Annotated in this window: 16 protein-coding genes; 14 read left to right on the top strand and 2 right to left on the bottom strand. The window is 63.2% G+C overall.

Annotated features, from left to right (window positions below):
- Window positions 1–6: 6 nt before the first annotated feature.
- The 6 genes from JV241A_RS01335 to fdhA all read left to right on the top strand — a co-directional run bounded on the left by JV241A_RS01335 (window position 7) and on the right by fdhA (window position 7,633).
- Window positions 7–1,257 (top strand): sarcosine oxidase subunit beta family protein, encoded by a 1,251-nt coding sequence (locus JV241A_RS01335; protein WP_038998326.1) that lies wholly within the window; start codon window positions 7–9, stop codon window positions 1,255–1,257.
- A gap of 14 nt (window positions 1,258–1,271) precedes the next feature.
- A complete protein-coding gene (locus tag JV241A_RS01340) occupies window positions 1,272–1,601 on the top strand; it encodes a sarcosine oxidase subunit delta (RefSeq protein ID WP_038998327.1) in 330 nt (109 codons plus the stop codon).
- Window positions 1,598–4,615, top strand: coding sequence for a sarcosine oxidase subunit alpha (locus JV241A_RS01345; protein WP_115084940.1), 3,018 nt, complete (start codon window positions 1,598–1,600; stop codon window positions 4,613–4,615). Before JV241A_RS01340 ends, JV241A_RS01345 begins: the two co-directional genes overlap by 4 nt.
- Before the next feature lie 156 nt (window positions 4,616–4,771).
- On the top strand, window positions 4,772–5,404 hold the full coding sequence (soxG, locus tag JV241A_RS01350; RefSeq protein ID WP_134061236.1) for a sarcosine oxidase subunit gamma family protein: 633 nt from the start codon (window positions 4,772–4,774) through the stop codon (window positions 5,402–5,404).
- A gap of 11 nt (window positions 5,405–5,415) precedes the next feature.
- Window positions 5,416–6,273, top strand: a complete 858-nt coding sequence (purU, locus tag JV241A_RS01355) for a formyltetrahydrofolate deformylase (RefSeq protein ID WP_115084942.1) — start codon at window positions 5,416–5,418, stop codon at window positions 6,271–6,273.
- A gap of 160 nt (window positions 6,274–6,433) precedes the next feature.
- On the top strand, window positions 6,434–7,633 hold the full coding sequence (gene fdhA / locus JV241A_RS01360; protein ID WP_134061237.1) for a formaldehyde dehydrogenase, glutathione-independent: 1,200 nt from the start codon (window positions 6,434–6,436) through the stop codon (window positions 7,631–7,633).
- A gap of 65 nt (window positions 7,634–7,698) precedes the next feature.
- Here the strand turns inward: fdhA and JV241A_RS01365 are convergent, their stop codons facing one another.
- Window positions 7,699–8,154 (bottom strand): transposase, encoded by a 456-nt coding sequence (locus JV241A_RS01365; RefSeq protein ID WP_134061238.1) that lies wholly within the window; start codon window positions 8,152–8,154, stop codon window positions 7,699–7,701.
- A gap of 478 nt (window positions 8,155–8,632) precedes the next feature.
- On the opposite strand from JV241A_RS01365, the gene JV241A_RS01370 reads away from it, so the two are divergent.
- From JV241A_RS01370 to JV241A_RS01390, 5 genes are all read left to right on the top strand, one after another.
- A complete protein-coding gene (locus tag JV241A_RS01370) occupies window positions 8,633–8,938 on the top strand; it encodes a DUF3077 domain-containing protein (RefSeq protein ID WP_010221363.1) in 306 nt (101 codons plus the stop codon).
- Between the two features lie 172 nt (window positions 8,939–9,110).
- Window positions 9,111–9,677, top strand: coding sequence for a DUF2780 domain-containing protein (locus tag JV241A_RS01375; RefSeq protein ID WP_134061239.1), 567 nt, complete (start codon window positions 9,111–9,113; stop codon window positions 9,675–9,677).
- A 71-nt stretch (window positions 9,678–9,748) separates the two neighbouring features.
- The gene (locus JV241A_RS01380; protein WP_115084945.1) at window positions 9,749–10,177 is read left to right on the top strand and encodes a DUF350 domain-containing protein; all 429 of its coding nucleotides are present in this window, start codon (window positions 9,749–9,751) and stop codon (window positions 10,175–10,177) included.
- Window positions 10,178–10,193: 16 nt separating this feature from the next.
- Window positions 10,194–10,958, top strand: coding sequence for a DUF1190 domain-containing protein (locus tag JV241A_RS01385; RefSeq protein WP_134061240.1), 765 nt, complete (start codon window positions 10,194–10,196; stop codon window positions 10,956–10,958).
- Between the two features lie 9 nt (window positions 10,959–10,967).
- Window positions 10,968–12,125: a glutathionylspermidine synthase family protein gene (locus JV241A_RS01390; protein ID WP_115084947.1), complete on the top strand. Its 1,158-nt coding sequence runs from the start codon at window positions 10,968–10,970 to the stop codon at window positions 12,123–12,125.
- On the opposite strand, the gene JV241A_RS01395 is transcribed toward JV241A_RS01390, so the two are convergent.
- Window positions 12,126–13,013, bottom strand: a complete 888-nt coding sequence (locus JV241A_RS01395; RefSeq protein ID WP_134061241.1) for an acyltransferase — start codon at window positions 13,011–13,013, stop codon at window positions 12,126–12,128.
- Between the two features lie 180 nt (window positions 13,014–13,193).
- Here JV241A_RS01395 and JV241A_RS01400 point away from each other — a divergent pair, with 180 nt between their 5' ends.
- The 3 genes from JV241A_RS01400 to creC all read left to right on the top strand — a co-directional run bounded on the left by JV241A_RS01400 (window position 13,194) and on the right by creC (window position 15,925).
- Window positions 13,194–13,697, top strand: a complete 504-nt coding sequence (locus JV241A_RS01400) for an ATP-dependent zinc protease (protein ID WP_134061242.1) — start codon at window positions 13,194–13,196, stop codon at window positions 13,695–13,697.
- Window positions 13,698–13,808: 111 nt separating this feature from the next.
- Complete coding sequence (gene creB, locus JV241A_RS01405) at window positions 13,809–14,492, top strand: two-component system response regulator CreB (protein ID WP_115084950.1); 684 nt, start codon at window positions 13,809–13,811, stop codon at window positions 14,490–14,492.
- Window positions 14,492–15,925, top strand: coding sequence for a two-component system sensor histidine kinase CreC (creC, locus tag JV241A_RS01410; protein WP_115084951.1), 1,434 nt, complete (start codon window positions 14,492–14,494; stop codon window positions 15,923–15,925). The genes creB and creC overlap by 1 nt, the downstream gene beginning before the upstream one ends.
- Window positions 15,926–16,001 lie beyond the last annotated feature (76 nt).

Consider the following 16,001-nt stretch of genomic DNA (forward strand, 5'->3'; position numbering starts at 1 on the left):
AAGACTATGCAACGTTACTCAGGCTTCGGCCTCTTCAAGCACTCACTCAGCCACCACGAAAACTGGCAGCGCATGTGGCGCACGCCAACCCCGAAAAAAGTCTACGACGTGGTCATCGTCGGCGGTGGCGGGCACGGCCTGGCCACCGCCTACTACCTGGCCAAGGAGCATGGCATCACCAACGTGGCGGTGGTCGAGAAGGGCTGGCTGGGCGGCGGCAACACCGCGCGCAACACCACCATCGTCCGCTCCAACTACCTGTGGGACGAGTCGGCGCACTTGTATGAGCACGCGATGAAGCTCTGGGAAGGGCTGTCGCAAGACATCAACTACAACGTGATGTTCTCCCAGCGCGGCGTCTACAACCTCTGCCACACCCTGCAGGACATGCGTGATTCCGAGCGCCGGGTCAGCGCCAACCGCCTCAATGGTGTCGACGGCGAGCTGCTCAATGCCCAACAGGTGGCCGAAGAGATTCCGTACCTGGACTGCTCGAAGAACACCCGCTACCCGATCATCGGCGCCACCGTGCAACGGCGTGGCGGCGTCGCCCGTCACGACGCCGTGGCCTGGGGCTTTGCCCGTGCCGCCGACGCCCTGGGCGTCGACCTGATCCAGCAGACCGAAGTGATCGGCTTTCGCAAGGAAAACGGCGTGGTCATCGGTGTCGAGACCAACAAGGGCTTCATCGGTGCCAAGCGCGTCGGCGTGGTCACTGCCGGTAACTCCGGGCATATGGCCAAGCTTGCCGGTTTCCGCCTGCCGATCGAATCGCATCCGCTGCAGGCGCTGGTGTCCGAGCCGCTCAAGCCGATCATCGACAGCGTGATCATGTCCAACGCCGTGCACGGCTACATCAGCCAGTCGGACAAGGGCGACCTGGTCATCGGCGCCGGCATCGACGGCTGGGTCGGCTACGGCCAGCGCGGTTCGTACCCGGTGATCGAGCACACCCTGCAGGCCATCGTCGAAATGTTCCCGATCCTCTCGCGGGTACGCATGAACCGCCAGTGGGGCGGCATCGTCGACACCACGCCGGACGCCTGCCCGATCATCTCCAAGACCCCGGTGAAGAACATGTTCTTCAACTGCGGCTGGGGCACCGGCGGCTTCAAGGCCACCCCCGGTTCGGGCAACGTCTTCGCCGCCAGCCTGGCCAAGGGCGAAATGCACCCGCTGGCCAAACCCTTTTCCATCGACCGTTTCCACAACGGTGCACTGATCGACGAACACGGCGCCGCCGCTGTCGCCCACTAACAGGAGAAATCCCCATGTTGCATATCTTCTGTCCCCACTGCGGCGAGCTGCGCTCCGAAGAGGAGTTCCACGCCGCAGGCCAGGCGCACATTCCCCGGCCGCTGGACCCCAACGCCTGTTCCGACGAGGAGTGGGGCGATTACATGTTCTTTCGCGACAACCCGCGCGGCCTGCACCACGAGCTGTGGATTCACGCCGCCGGTTGCCGTCAGTACTTCAACGCCACGCGTGACACGCTGACCTACGAAATTCTGGAAACCTATCCGATCGGCGCCAAGCCGCAGGTCACCGGCAAAAGCACCAGCCCGCAGTTGGCAGTCAGTGGTCAGGGAGAAAAGGTATGAGCCAGGTCTATCGCCTGTCCAACGGTGGTCGCATCGACCGCAGCAAAGTCTTGAGCTTCACCTTCAACGGCCAGACCTACCAGGGGTTTGCCGGTGACACCCTGGCCGCCGCGCTGCTGGCCAATGGCGTCGACATCGTCGGGCGCAGCTTCAAGTACTCGCGCCCCCGCGGGATCATCGCCGCAGGCTCCGAAGAGCCCAACGCCATCCTGCAGATCGGCGCCACCGAAGCCACCCAGGTGCCTAACGTGCGCGCCACCCAGCAGGCGCTGTACAGCGGCCTGGTCGCCACCAGCACCAACGGCTGGCCGAATGTGAACAACGACGTCATGGGCATTCTCGGCAAGGTCGGCGGCAAGCTGATGCCGCCGGGTTTCTACTACAAGACGTTCATGTACCCGCAGTCGTTCTGGATGACCTACGAGAAGTACATCCGCAAAGCCGCGGGCCTTGGCCGTGCGCCGCTGGAAAACGACCCGGACAGCTACGACTACATGAGCCACCACTGCGACGTGCTGGTGGTCGGCGCCGGCCCCGCCGGCCTGGCCGCCGCCCTGGCAGCGGGTCGCAGCGGCGCGCGGGTGATCCTCGCCGATGAGCAGGAAGAGTTCGGCGGCAGCCTGCTCGACAGCCGTGAAACCCTCGACGGCAAACCGGCCGCCGACTGGGTTGCGGCAGTAGTGGCCGAGCTCAAGGAACTGCCGGAAGTCATCCTGTTGCCACGGGCGACGGTCAACGGCTACCACGACCACAACTTCCTCACCATTCACGAGCGCCTGACCGACCACCTCGGTGATCACGCGCCGATCGGCCAGGTGCGTCAGCGCATGCACCGGGTGCGCGCCAAGCGCGTGGTGCTGGCCACCGGCGCCCACGAGCGACCACTGGTGTATGGCAACAACGATGTGCCGGGCAACATGCTCGCCGGTGCGGTATCGACCTACGTGCGCCGTTACGGCGTGGCGCCGGGCCGCAAGCTGGTGCTGTCGACCAACAACGACCACGCCTACCGCGTGGCCCTGGACTGGCACGACGCCGGCCTGAACGTGGTCGCCATCGCCGACGCCCGCCACAACCCGCGCGGTTCGCTGGTGGAAGAAGCGCGAGCCAAAGGCATCCGCATCCTCACCTCCAGCGCGGTGATCGAGACCCGTGGCAGCAAGCATGTAAGCGCAGCCCGCGTTGCCGCCATCGACGTCAAAGCCCATAAAGTCAGTAGCCCCGGCGAGTGGCTGGATTGCGACCTGGTCGCGACTTCCGGCGGCTACAGCCCGGTCGTGCACCTGGCTTCGCACCTGGGCGGCAAACCGGTCTGGCGTGAAGACATTCTTGGTTTCGTGCCCGGCGAAGCACCGCAAAAACGCGTGTGCGTGGGCGGCATCAACGGTGTGTTCGCCCTCGGCGACACCCTCGCCGATGGCTTTGAAGGCGGCGTGCGTGCCGCCACCGAAGCCGGCTTCAAGGCCGTGCTTGGGGTGATCCCGAAAGTCCTGGCGCGTCAGGAAGAACCCACCGTGGCGCTGTTCCAGGTGCCCCACGACAAGAACACTGCGCGGGCGCCGAAGCAGTTCGTCGACCAGCAGAACGACGTCACCGCCGCCGCCATCGAACTGGCCACCCGCGAAGGCTTCGAGTCGGTCGAACACGTCAAACGCTACACCGCCCTGGGCTTTGGTACCGACCAGGGCAAGCTCGGCAACATCAACGGCCTGGCGATTGCCGCCCGCTCCATGGGCATCACCATCCCGGAAATGGGCACCACCATGTTCCGCCCCAACTACACGCCGATCACCTTCGGCGCAGTGGCGGGCCGGCACTGCGGGCACCTTTTCGAGCCGGTACGCTTCACCGCCCTGCATGCCTGGCATGTGAAGAACGGCGCCGAGTTCGAAGACGTCGGCCAATGGAAGCGCCCCTGGTACTTCCCGCGCAACGGCGAAGACATTCATGCCGCCGTGGCTCGCGAGTGCAAGGCGGTGCGTGACAGCGTCGGACTGCTCGACGCCTCGACCCTGGGCAAGATCGACATCCAGGGCCCGGACGCGCGCGAATTCCTCAACCGCATCTACACCAACGCCTGGACCAAGCTTGACGTCGGCAAGGCCCGCTACGGCCTGATGTGCAAGGAAGACGGCATGGTCTTTGACGACGGCGTCACTGCCTGCGTCGGCGATAACCACTTCATCATGACCACCACCACCGGTGGCGCGGCGCGGGTGTTGCAGTGGCTGGAGATCTACCAGCAGACCGAATGGCCGGAGCTTAAGGTGTACTTCACCTCGGTCACCGACCACTGGGCGACCCTGACCCTGTCGGGCCCCAACAGCCGCAAGCTGCTCAGTGAAGTGACCGATATCGACCTGGACAAGGACGCCTTCCCGTTCATGACCTGGAAGGAAGGCCTGGTCGGCGGTGTGCCGGCGCGGGTGTTCCGCATTTCGTTCACTGGCGAGCTGTCGTACGAAGTCAACGTCCAGGCCAACTACGCCATGGGCGTGCTGGAGAAAATCGTCGCTGCCGGCAAGCAATACAACCTGACCCCGTACGGCACCGAAACCATGCACGTACTGCGGGCCGAGAAGGGCTTCATCATCGTCGGCCAGGACACTGACGGCTCGATGACCCCGGACGACCTCAACATGGGCTGGTGTGTTGGCCGTACCAAACCGTTCTCGTGGATCGGCTGGCGCGGGATGAACCGCGAAGATTGCGTGCGCGAGAACCGCAAGCAACTGGTCGGGCTCAAGCCGGTCGACCCGAACAAATGGCTGCCCGAAGGCGCGCAACTGGTGTTTGACCCGAAACAACCGATCCCGATGGACATGGTCGGTCACGTTACTTCCAGCTACGCCAGCAACTCCCTGGGTTATTCGTTTGCCATGGGCGTGGTCAAGGGCGGGCTCAAGCGCATCGGCGAGCGGGTCTACTCGCCCCAGGCCGATGGCAGCGTGATCGAGGCGGAGATCTGTTCTTCGGTGTTCTTCGATCCGAAGGGCGAGCGGCAGAACATCTAATCGACTTGTTGGCCAGATGACCTGTGGGAGCCGGCCTTGCCGGCGATGGGGCGCGTAGCGGCTCCGATTTTGGCAAGGCTGCGCCTTGCATTGCCGGCAAGGCCGGCTCCCACACGTTACTTGCCCTACCGAACGCGAATTCAAGGCAGGTGTGTAATGAGCACGATCAACGTCTACCAGCAACGCCCCGGCAACGATGCCAAGGCTGAAACACCACTGCACCACGCCGACTTGCCCAGCCTGGTCGGCAAGGGCCGCAAGAACGCCGGGGTCTCCCTGCGCGAGAAAAAACTCCTTGGCCACCTGACCATTCGTGGTGATGGCAAGGATCCGGCCTTCGCCGGCGGTGTGTTCAAGGCCCTGGGCCTGGAGCTGCCGGTGGCCCTGACCGTGGTCGCCAACGGCGAGACATCGCTGCAATGGCTGAGCCCGGACGAGTGGCTGCTGATCGTTCCCGGCGGCGAGGAATTTGCCGTCGAGCAAAAACTGCGCGATGCCCTCGATGGCCTGCACATTCAAATCGTCAACGTCAGCGGCGGGCAAACCCTGCTGGAACTGAGCGGCCCCAATGTGCGCGACGTGCTGATGAAATCCACCAGCTATGATGTCCATCCAAACAACTTCCCGGTGGGCAAGGCGGTTGGCACGGTGTTCGCCAAGTCGCAACTGGTGATCCGCCGTACCGGTGAAGAAACCTGGGAGCTGCTGATCCGCCGCAGCTTCTCCGACTACTGGTGGCTGTGGCTGCAGGACGCCTCCGCCGAATACGGCCTGAGCATTCAGGCTTAAGGAGCAATGCCATGAGTCGTGCCCCGGACACCTGGATTCTCACCGCCGATTGCCCGAGCTTGCTGGGTACGGTGGATGTGGTGACGCGTTACCTGTTCGAACAGCACTGCTACGTCACTGAGCACCATTCGTTCGATGACCGGCTGTCCGGACGCTTCTTCATTCGCGTGGAATTCCGCCAGCCGGATGACTTCGACGAGGCCAGCTTTCGCGCAGGGCTGGCCGAGCGGGGCGATGCGTTCGGCATGCTGTTCGAGCTGACCGCGCCCAAGCACCGGCCGAAAGTGGTGATCATGGTGTCCAAGGCCGATCACTGCCTCAACGACCTGCTCTATCGCCAGCGCATCGGCCAGTTGAGCATGGAGGTGGTGGCGGTGATTTCCAACCACCCGGACCTCGAGCCCCTGGCCCACTGGCACCGCATTCCCTATTACCACTTTGCCCTCGACCCGCATGACAAGCCGGCGCAAGAGCGCAAGGTGCTGCAGGTGATCGAGGAGTCCGGCGCCGAGTTGGTGATCCTTGCCCGCTACATGCAGGTGCTGTCGCCCGAACTGTGCCGCAAGCTCGACGGCTGGGCGATCAACATCCATCACTCGCTGCTGCCCGGTTTCAAGGGCGCCAAGCCGTATCACCAGGCCTACAACAAGGGGGTGAAACTGGTCGGCGCCACGGCGCACTACATCAACAACGACCTCGACGAAGGGCCGATCATCGCCCAGGGCGTCGAGGCGGTGGACCACAGCCATTACCCGGAAGACCTGATTGCCAAGGGGCGCGATATCGAGTGCCTGACCCTGGCGCGGGCGGTGGGGTATCACATCGAGCGGCGGGTGTTCCTCAACGCCAACAGGACGGTAGTGCTCTGACGGCCGCCATCGCGGGGCAAGCCCGCTCCCACACCGGTAGGAGCGGGCTTGCCCCGCGATGAGGCCTTCAAGGCAAAAACAGATTCCAGTAACACAGCGCCGCCCCCGGGCAGCGCACTTTACACCGCTACATAACAACAAACTTTAGCGAGGTGAAAGCATGTCTGGTAATCGTGGTGTGGTGTATCTCGGCGGCGGCAAGGTCGAGGTGCAGAAGATTGACTACCCGAAAATGCAGGACCCGCGCGGTCGCAAGATCGAGCACGGGGTGATCCTGCGGGTGGTTTCCACCAACATCTGTGGCTCCGACCAGCACATGGTCCGTGGCCGTACCACTGCCCAGGTCGGCCTGGTCCTGGGCCATGAAATCACCGGCGAGGTCATCGAGAAGGGCAGGGACGTCGAGAACCTGCAGATCGGTGACCTGGTGTCGGTGCCCTTCAACGTCGCCTGTGGCCGCTGCCGCTCGTGCAAAGAGCTACACACCGGCGTCTGCCTGACCGTCAACCCGGCCCGCGCCGGTGGTGCCTACGGTTATGTCGACATGGGTGACTGGACCGGTGGCCAGGCCGAGTACGTGCTGGTGCCGTACGCCGACTTCAACCTGCTGAAACTGCCGAACCGCGACAAGGCCATGGAGAAAATCCGCGACCTGACCTGCCTGTCGGACATCCTCCCCACCGGTTACCACGGTGCGGTGACCGCCGGCGTGGGCCCGGGCAGCTCGGTGTACATCGCCGGTGCCGGTCCAGTGGGCCTGGCAGCGGCTGCCTCGGCGCGCCTGCTGGGGGCGGCGGTGGTTATCGTCGGTGACGTCAACCCGGTGCGCCTGGCCCACGCCAAGGCCCAGGGTTTTGAAATCGCCGACCTGTCCCAGGACACTCCGCTGCACGAACAGATTGCCAACCTGCTGGGCGAACCGGAAGTCGACTGCGCGGTCGATGCCGTGGGCTTCGAAGCTCGTGGCCACGGCCATGCCGGCGCCAAGCACGAAGCCCCGGCCACCGTGCTCAACTCGTTGATGGGCGTGGTGCGCGTAGCGGGCAAGATCGGTATCCCTGGCCTGTACGTTACCGAAGACCCGGGCGCGGTGGATGCGGCAGCGAAGATCGGCAGCCTGAGCATCCGCTTTGGCCTCGGCTGGGCCAAGTCGCACAGCTTCCACACCGGGCAGACGCCGGTAATGAAGTACAACCGCCAACTGATGCAGGCGATCATGTGGGACCGCATCAACATTGCTGAAGTGGTGGGCGTACAGGTGATCAGCCTGGACCAGGCGCCGGAAGGCTATGGCGAGTTCGATGCCGGTGTGCCGAAGAAATTCGTGATCGATCCGCACAAGCTGTTCAGCGCCGCCTAAAAACATCGCGGGGCAAGCCCGCTCCCACTGTACCTGTGGGAGCGGGCTTGCCCTGCGATAGGGTTTCACAGCCAAACCGCATCCCAATGCGGATAATCTCCCAGCCTCTTCACCAGCCCGGCCCGCAGCGGGTTGGCCACCACATAGCGCGCCACCGCGCATACATTCTCTTCCCGACGCAACCCATGGTCATGGTACCCAGGCTGCCACAGCCCGCCTTGCAGTGCGCCGAGCTTGTACAGCGCACAGCGGCTGCGTGACTTGAAGCGGCGCATCAGGCAGGCCAATGAGCCCTGCCGCAGTTCGATCAGCCAGTGCACATGATCGGGCATCACCACCCAGGCCAAGGTACGAGCGGCGCCTTCAAGTTGTGCCTGGCGAAACTGCTTGGGGATGCAGCGGGCGGCGTGGAAATTGTCGAATATTGGCACTCGGTCGCGAGTAATGCTGGTCAGCAGGTACATACGGCCGGGTTCGGAGAAACGACCGCGGCGCAGGCGATGGGAAGCGGGACTGTCCATGTCTTGGCTCCTTGGTTGGTGAATATTCAAGGTAGATGCCGGACGGTGGCGACAGTTGGCCCGATTGAATCTTGATGTTGCCAGGACCTTTGTGGGAGCGGGCTTGCCCCGCGATAGAGGTCTGTCAGTCACATCGCATCGCGGGGCAAGCCCGCTCCCACCTAGGTGGGTGGCGGTGTTACTTCTGGATATTTCCAGGCTGGTTAATTTTGGTCCTAGGAAATAACCTACGCAGTCTGTCGATGCCGTTCTGATTGCCCTTGGAAACTCGGCCTTCTAGGCTCTCCGGATCGCTGTAGGTTCAGCGATCGGGTGTGGAAACCTGAACGGTATTGGTTGCAGTCGTTATGGCGGCTGTGCGCGGGAGACCTTCGGGTCTGCCGGGTTTTCCAATGCCTCGGTTTTCCACCCCGCGTACAGCTGCCACCTTTCGTGTGGAAACGAACGGTGCCAGCCTGACTCGCATTGGATACCGATCATGAAAAAACTCGTCCCAGATCCCCCTGCCTCTCTCTGCTCAACCCTCGAAAAACCTTTCGGCGACTGTGCAGCCGGTCACCCCCAACTCTTTTCTGTAAACGCCGGTATCGCCCCGCATGACGCGCTGGTACATATCGCGTTGTACCTGCGCTGCGCCTATGACACGGGGTACAAGGCTTTTGAAGGGGTTGATGAGTCAGCCAAGGGCTTTCTCTGGTCCACCTTGCACTCGGTGGAGATGGCCAAGGGCTTGGTAGAAGCCTTGCTGGATGCCCTGGAGAACCGGGAGCTGAACCAAATGTAGAACCACGGTGTGGGAGCAGCGGTGCGGCGACCCGGCTTGCCCCGCGATAGAGGTCTGTCAGTCACATCGCATCGCGGGGCAAGCCCGCTCCCACCTGGTACAAGGGAACAATCCCCCGTCCCCAGGGTCCAACCCTCGTTTCCCTGCCTTTTACGGCTGACGAGGTATTTCGATGAAACGTTTCGCATTGGTCACCCTGATGACCCTGGCTGCCAGCCCGGTCTTCGCAGGCTTCAGCCTCAACGACGCGGCCAACGTCTACAATGCCGCCAAGGGCAACACCGGCGATGCCGCCGTGCAGGCACCAGCCGCTTCGGCGAACCTGCTCAATACCCTCGGCAGCGAACTCAAGGTCACCCCCGAACAAGCCATTGGCGGCACCGGCGCACTGCTGGGCCTGGCCAGGAACCAGCTCAGCAGCGGCGATTACGAGCAATTGAGCAAAGCCGTACCGGGCCTCGACCTGCTTTCTGGCGAGCAAGCCCTGGGCGGCTTGAATGGCTTGGGTGCGCTGCTCGGCAAGAGCGACAAGTCCTCGGCCCTGAGCAATGCGCTGGGCAATGTCAAAGACACCAATGACCTGAACAACGCCTTCAGCGCACTGGGCATGGACACCGGCATGATCGGCCAGTTTGCCCCGCTGATCCTGCAGTACCTCGGCCAGCAAGGCGTCGGCGGTTCGCTGTTGCAGAACCTGGGCAGCCTGTGGGGCACCGGTGGCAGCGTACCTTCCGTTTAAGGCAGGTATTTGCTCGGGCGGGGCGGTGTGCTATATGTCCCGCCCCGTTTTACAAGGAAGTGTGATTCGCCATGTTCATGGACGCCCTGAAGATGTCTTTGCCTGCCGAGGCCGTGCTCGGTTTTGTGGTCTACATGCTCGGCGCCGCCGTGCTGTTCGCCCTCTACGCATTCATCTACACCCGCCTGACCCCGTACAACGAATTGCGCCTGATCCGCGAAGGCAACAATGCCGCGGCCATTGCCCTGGCCGGTGCCTTGATCGGCTTTGCCATTCCGGTGGCCAGTGCCATTTCCCATTCGATTTCCCTGCTCGACTTCCTGGTCTGGGCGCTGATCGCTGCCGTGGTGCAGTTGCTGGCGTTCGTGGTGGTCAACCGCTGCGTCAAAGGCATGGCTGAACGGATGGCCCGCCAGGAGACCGCCTCGGCAATACTGCTGGCCGCCGTATCCATCGGCATCGGCCTGCTCAACGCCGCCTGCATGACCCCCGCCGCCTGATCAGGGACGATCGACAATGAAACGCAGCAAACGCATTCGCCTGGTCGCCCTGGGCAGTCTGCCCCTGGTGCTGTCCGCCTGCGGCGACCGGCCAACCAAGATCATCAGCGAAACCAAGCGCTATCAGGACGTCGACTATTGCGTCATGGACGGCAAGCCGCGTCAGGTGTGCCAGCAGGCCTGGGTCGCGGCACAGAACCACCATGCCGCCAACGTGCCGCGCTTCGTCACTGCCGAGGGCTGCGAAGCGGCCTATTTCAAGTGCGACTACCGGCGCTATGCCAACAACTACATCCCGCCGATGGAAGGCTTCGCCCTGACCACCGAACGCCAGGTGTATGCCGATGACGAGGAAGACAGCAGCTCGTCCACCAATAGTTCATCGTCGAGCGGCGGCTCCGGCGGCGGCCGTGGCTACTACGAGTACACCGATACCGACCCGCGCTATTCGTCCGAGGCGATCTACCACGAGCGAGACGGACGCAACGCGTTCAAGGTCAGCACCCTGACCGAGCAGGTGGCACACCACAACTACTACACCGGCCTGGATACGTCGCACCCGGCTTCGCAACCGTTCAGCGAAGCCGCGCAGCATGCGGTCATGAGTGGTGGCGGGGGCACGGGTGCCAGCAGCGATCCGGCGCACGTGAGCAGCGCCCATCCAACGGTCATCCCCATGGCCCAGCCGAACAAGCTGATCAGCTCGGCGCGGCCGTTCGCGGTTGGCACCCACAACGGCTTTGTCTCGCGCGCTTCGGGGCGTGGCGGCTTTGCGTCCTGAGGCCTGGCAATGAAGCGAATTTCCATCGCCCCGCGCCCGGACTGGCGCGCCACCGCCGAGCACTTCGGTTTCAACTTCCACACCTTTGGCGACGAGCCCTACTGGGACGAGTCGGCCTACTACCAGTTCAGCCTGCGGCAGATCGAAGACGACCTCGAAGAGCCGACCCGCGAGCTGCACGAACTGTGCATGGCACTGGTGGCCGAGGTGGTCGACAGTGAAGCGCTGCTCGAGCGCCTGGCGATTCCCGCGCAGTACTTCGACCTGATCCGCCGCTCGTGGCGCGATGGCCACCCGCATTTCTACGGGCGCATGGACCTGTGCTACGACGGCAAGGGCCCGGCCAAGCTGCTGGAGGCCAACTACGACACGCCGACGTCACTGTACGAGGCCAGCTTCTTCCAGTACCTGTGGCTGGAGCAGCAGATGCAGCGCGGCGGGCTGCCGGCCGGTGCTGATCAGTTCAACAGCCTGGAAGACAAACTCACTCAGGTGATGAGCGCCCATACCTTTGCCACGCCGTTCTACTTTGCCTCGGTAAAAGACTCGATCGAAGATCGCGGCACCGTCGAATACCTGCGCGATATCGCCATGGGTGCCGGGCTGGATGCGCGCCTGGTGGATATGGAAGATATCGGCTTGAGTCGCGGCGGGCGCTTTGTCGATGACGTTGGCGCGCCAATCCCGAGCCTGTTCAAGCTCTACCCCTGGGAAGACATTTTCCACGACCCGTACGGCCCGGCGATTGCCAACAGCGGCACCTTGTTCGTCGAGCCGCCGTGGAAGGCAATCCTCTCCAACAAGGGCATGCTGGCGCTGCTGTGGGAGCGCCACCCGGGCCACCCGAACCTGCTGCCGGCGTTCATCGAGCAAACGTCGGGCGCGACTCTGGAGAAGGGCTGGGTGCGCAAACCCTTCTTCTCCCGCGAGGGCGCAAATATCGAGATCCACACCGGCAGTGGCCAGCGTGTGGTCGAGGACGGCCCGTATGGCGGCGGGCCGAGCATTGTCCAGCAGTTTCAGGCGCTGCCGCGCTTTGGCGACAGTTACACGGTGATCGGCAGTTGGGTGGTCGGCGACCTGCCGGCGGGCATTGGTATCCGCGAAGACAACTCGCTGATCACCAAGGACAGCAGCCGCTTTTTGCCCCACGCGATCATCGGCTGATCAGCGCAGCTCGGCGCGCAGGGCCTCGATGCGGGCGTCCTTGGCGTGCCAGAGCTGGTTGACCCAGTCCTGCACGGTCTGGCGCAAGGCTGGGTCGTTCTCGTAGTCACCATCCCACAGCGCCGGATCCAGTTCATGCACCTGGATGTCGATGATCACTTTAGCCAGGTTACCGCTGAGCAGGTCCCAGAAACCCGGCGCCCGGTCGCCAGGGTAGACGATGGTGACGTCGAGCAGGGCGTCGAGCTGTTCGCCCAGCGCCGCCAGTACGAAGGCCACGCCACCGGCCTTGGGCTTGAGCAGATGCTTGAACGGTGAATGCTGGGCGGCGCGCTTGGCTTCGGTGAAACGCGTGCCTTCGAGGTAGTTGACCACGGTCACCGGCTGGCGCTTGAACAGCTCGCAGGCAGCCTTGGTGATTTCCAGGTCCTGGCCCTTGAGTTCTGGGTGCTTGTCGAGGAAGGCCTTGCTGTAGCGCTTCATGAACGGGTAGTCCAGCGCCCACCAGGCCAGGCCCAGCAGCGGTACCCAGATCAGCTCTTTTTTCAGGAAGAACTTGAAGAATGGAATGCGCCGGTTGAGTACCTGGATCAGCGCCGGGATATCGACCCAACTCTGGTGGTTGCTGACTGCCAGGTACGAGGTGTCGAGGCGCAGGTCGGCGGCGCCGCGCACGTCCCAAATGGTCGGGATGCACAGGCGGAAGATCAGTTTGTCGATTTCGGCCCAGGTTTCGGCGATCCACATTACCGCCCACGAGGCATAGTCGCGGTAACGGCCGGGCAGGACCAGTTTGAGCAGGGCAAAGACCATCAGCGGGCCGATCAGGACCAGGGTGTTGAGCAGCAACAGCAAGGTCACAAGAATGCCCGTCAGCAAGCGGCGCATAAGAAAACTCTTATATTCAAGTAAGCGGTCGGCAATGATAAGCACCCTGTCGGCGTACGCCAAATGCTCTGGTCTGCTCCTGCCGGACAAATGTTTCACATTGTGTTGAATAAGCTATTGCCGCGAACCTATCCTGCCTTCGCAGTCTAAACACTGTCTTATCTCAAGGAAGCGGATCCTGTGAAATCGGTACTTGCACTGCTGTCCCTGTTGGCCCTGCCGGTCATGGCCGCCGAGCCGACCCTGTACGGCCGCTACGAATACATCAAACTGCCGGAAGTCGGTGGCCAGACCTTCAAGGCCAAGATGGACACCGGCGCGCTGACCGCCTCGCTGTCGGCCAAGGACATCGAACGCTTCACCCGTGATGGTGAGGACTGGGTGCGCTTTCGTGTCGCAACCAAGGATGCCGATGGCAAGGTCTACGAACACAAGCTGGCACGCATCAGCAAGATCAAGAACCGTGCCGATGAAGACGAAGATGGCGAGGGCGCCGAGATCAGCAAGCGGCCGGTGGTTGACCTGGAGCTGTGCCTGGGCGACGTCAAGCGTACCGTCGAAGTCAACCTGACCGACCGCAGCAGCTTCAACTATCCATTGCTGATTGGCGCGAAGGCGTTGCGCGAGTTCAAGGCGGCGGTGAACCCGGCGCGGCGGTTTACGGCTGACAAGCCGAGCTGCTGAGCAGCTCAAGCTGCAAGCTTTAAGCGACAAGCTGCAAGAAAAAGCGGTTCAGTGTAACTTCACGCGATCCGCTTCTTCTTGAAGCTTGTCGCTTGAGGCTTGCCGCTCCAGATGCCCCACATTTTAATTGTCGAAGACGAAGCGGCCATTGCCGATACGCTGATTTTCGCCCTGCAAGGCGACGGCCACAGCACCGAGTGGGTGACCCTCGGCAGCGCCGCGCTGGAGCAGCAACGCCAGCGCCCGGCCGACCTGATCATCCTCGACATCGGCCTGCCGGATATCAGCGGCTTCGAAACCTGCCGGCAACTGCGCCGTTTCAGTGAGGTGCCGGTGATGTTCCTCAGCGCCCGCGACGGTGAAATCGACCGGGTGGTGGGCCTGGAAATCGGTGCCGACGATTATGTGGTCAAACCCTTCAGCCCCCGCGAAGTCGCGGCACGGGTGCGGGCGATCCTCAAGCGCATGGCGCCGCGCGCCGAACCGCTTGCCAGTGCCCCGGAGCTGTTCCAGGTCGATACCCTGCGCATGCAGATCCACTACCACGGCCAGGCCCTGAGCCTGACCCGCCACGAATTTCGCCTGCTGCAAAGCCTGCTGGAACAACCCGAGCGAGTATTCAGCCGCGAGCAGCTGCTGGATGCCGTCGGCGTTGCCGCCGATGTCGGCTACGAGCGCAGCATCGACAGCCATATCAAGAGCCTGCGCGCCAAGCTGCGCGCGGTGGCCGCCGACGCCGAGCCGATCCAGACCCACCGGGGCCTCGGTTACAGCTACAGCCCGAGCCACAGCTGATGCGCCTGGGAATACGGATTTTCCTGGTGTATTTCCTGTTCGTCGGGCTGACCGGCTATTTCATCCTCAGCACCGTGCGCGAGCAGATTCGCCCGGGTGTGCGCCAGTCCACCGAAGAAACCCTGGTCGACACCGCCAACCTGCTTGCGGAAATCCTCCACGACGACGTCAAGGCCGGCACCCTTGGCCAGAGCCGCTTGCCGATACTGCTGCGTGCCTACGGCCAGCGCCAGCCCAAGGCCGATATCTGGGGCTTGTCGAAGAACCAGGTCAACCACCGCATCTACGTCACCGATGCCCAGGGCAAGGTGTTGCTCGACTCCGCAGGTGTGGCGGTGGGCGAGGACTATTCGCGCTGGAACGACGTCTACCTGACCTTGCGCGGCCAGTACGGTGCACGCTCGACCCGCAGCAACCCGGAGGATCCGGAGTCGTCGGTGATGCACGTGGCGGCACCGATTCTCGATGAAGGCAGGATTATCGGCGTGGTCACCGTGGCCAAGCCGAACAAGTCGCTGCAACCCTATATCGACCGCTCCGAGCGGCGCCTGCTGTACCTCGGCCTGGGCCTGATCGGCCTTGGCCTGCTGGTGGGCGCGGCGCTGTCGTGGTGGCTGGCGCGCTCGCTGCGCAGGCTGACCCGTTATGCCCAGGCGGTCAGTGAGGGTGAGCGCACGGCGCTGCCGCATTACCGGGGCGGTGAGCTGTGGCAACTGGCGGCAGCGGTGGAGCGCATGCGTACCCAGCTCGAAGGCAAGGACTACGTCGAACGTTACGTGCACACCCTGACCCACGAGCTGAAAAGCCCGTTGGCGGCGATCCGCGGTGCCTCCGAACTGCTCCAAGGGCCGATGAGCGACGAGCAGCGCCAGCGCTTTGCCGGCAATATCGAAAGCGAAAGTGCGCGCATGCAGCAGTTGATCGAGCGCCTGCTCAACCTGGCCCAGGTCGAGCAGATGCAGGAGCTGGAAGAACAGCAGCAGGTGCCGCTGGCGGCGCTGGTCGACGAGCTGCTGCTGGCCCAGGGCGCGCGGATCGAAAGCGGCGAACTGCAGGTGCGTCAGCGCGTACCCGTCGCTGCGCGGCTGTTATGCGACCCCTTCCTGATGCGCCAGGCCATTGCCAACCTGCTGGACAATGCCCTGGACTTCACCCCGCCGGGCGGTTTGCTGGTGTTCGAGCTGGAGCACGGGGACGGCCGCGTGGCCTTGAGCCTGTTCAACCAGGGCGAGGCGATTCCTGACTATGCCCTGGGTCGTCTCAGCGAACGTTTCTACTCGCTGCCGCGACCGTTCAGCGGGCGCAAGAGCACCGGCCTGGGGCTGAATTTCGTCGAAGAGGTGATGCAGTTGCATGGCGGCGCGCTGGAAGTCGCCAACGTCGAGGACGGCGTACGCGTGCGTTTGTGGTTGCCGGCCAAGCGCCTGGGCTGAAAACTTCACAGAGTCTGCACACAGGCTCCACATAACTCCCCAAGGGCTCCATTTCGCTTGCGCAGACTCTGCCCAT

The sequence above is a fragment of the Pseudomonas sp. JV241A genome, assembly GCF_900275665.1.
In the GTDB taxonomy this organism is placed as follows: domain Bacteria; phylum Pseudomonadota; class Gammaproteobacteria; order Pseudomonadales; family Pseudomonadaceae; genus Aquipseudomonas; species Aquipseudomonas wadenswilerensis.

What these genes read in the sequence shown, in the direction of transcription:
- JV241A_RS01345 (WP_115084940.1), top strand. Translation starts at nt 1,598, where the DNA reads ATGAGCCAGGTCTATCGCCTGTCCAACGGTGGTCGCATCGACCGCAGC.
- soxG (WP_134061236.1), top strand. Translation starts at nt 4,772, where the DNA reads ATGAGCACGATCAACGTCTACCAGCAACGCCCCGGCAACGATGCCAAG.
- JV241A_RS01380 (WP_115084945.1), top strand. Translation starts at nt 9,749, where the DNA reads ATGTTCATGGACGCCCTGAAGATGTCTTTGCCTGCCGAGGCCGTGCTC.
- JV241A_RS01365 (WP_134061238.1), bottom strand. Translation starts at nt 8,154, where the DNA reads ATGGACAGTCCCGCTTCCCATCGCCTGCGCCGCGGTCGTTTCTCCGAA.
- JV241A_RS01390 (WP_115084947.1), top strand. Translation starts at nt 10,968, where the DNA reads ATGAAGCGAATTTCCATCGCCCCGCGCCCGGACTGGCGCGCCACCGCC.
- creB (WP_115084950.1), top strand. Translation starts at nt 13,809, where the DNA reads ATGCCCCACATTTTAATTGTCGAAGACGAAGCGGCCATTGCCGATACG.
- purU (WP_115084942.1), top strand. Translation starts at nt 5,416, where the DNA reads ATGAGTCGTGCCCCGGACACCTGGATTCTCACCGCCGATTGCCCGAGC.
- JV241A_RS01370 (WP_010221363.1), top strand. Translation starts at nt 8,633, where the DNA reads ATGAAAAAACTCGTCCCAGATCCCCCTGCCTCTCTCTGCTCAACCCTC.
- JV241A_RS01385 (WP_134061240.1), top strand. Translation starts at nt 10,194, where the DNA reads ATGAAACGCAGCAAACGCATTCGCCTGGTCGCCCTGGGCAGTCTGCCC.
- creC (WP_115084951.1), top strand. Translation starts at nt 14,492, where the DNA reads ATGCGCCTGGGAATACGGATTTTCCTGGTGTATTTCCTGTTCGTCGGG.
- JV241A_RS01395 (WP_134061241.1), bottom strand. Translation starts at nt 13,013, where the DNA reads ATGCGCCGCTTGCTGACGGGCATTCTTGTGACCTTGCTGTTGCTGCTC.
- JV241A_RS01375 (WP_134061239.1), top strand. Translation starts at nt 9,111, where the DNA reads ATGAAACGTTTCGCATTGGTCACCCTGATGACCCTGGCTGCCAGCCCG.
- JV241A_RS01335 (WP_038998326.1), top strand. Translation starts at nt 7, where the DNA reads ATGCAACGTTACTCAGGCTTCGGCCTCTTCAAGCACTCACTCAGCCAC.
- fdhA (WP_134061237.1), top strand. Translation starts at nt 6,434, where the DNA reads ATGTCTGGTAATCGTGGTGTGGTGTATCTCGGCGGCGGCAAGGTCGAG.
- JV241A_RS01340 (WP_038998327.1), top strand. Translation starts at nt 1,272, where the DNA reads ATGTTGCATATCTTCTGTCCCCACTGCGGCGAGCTGCGCTCCGAAGAG.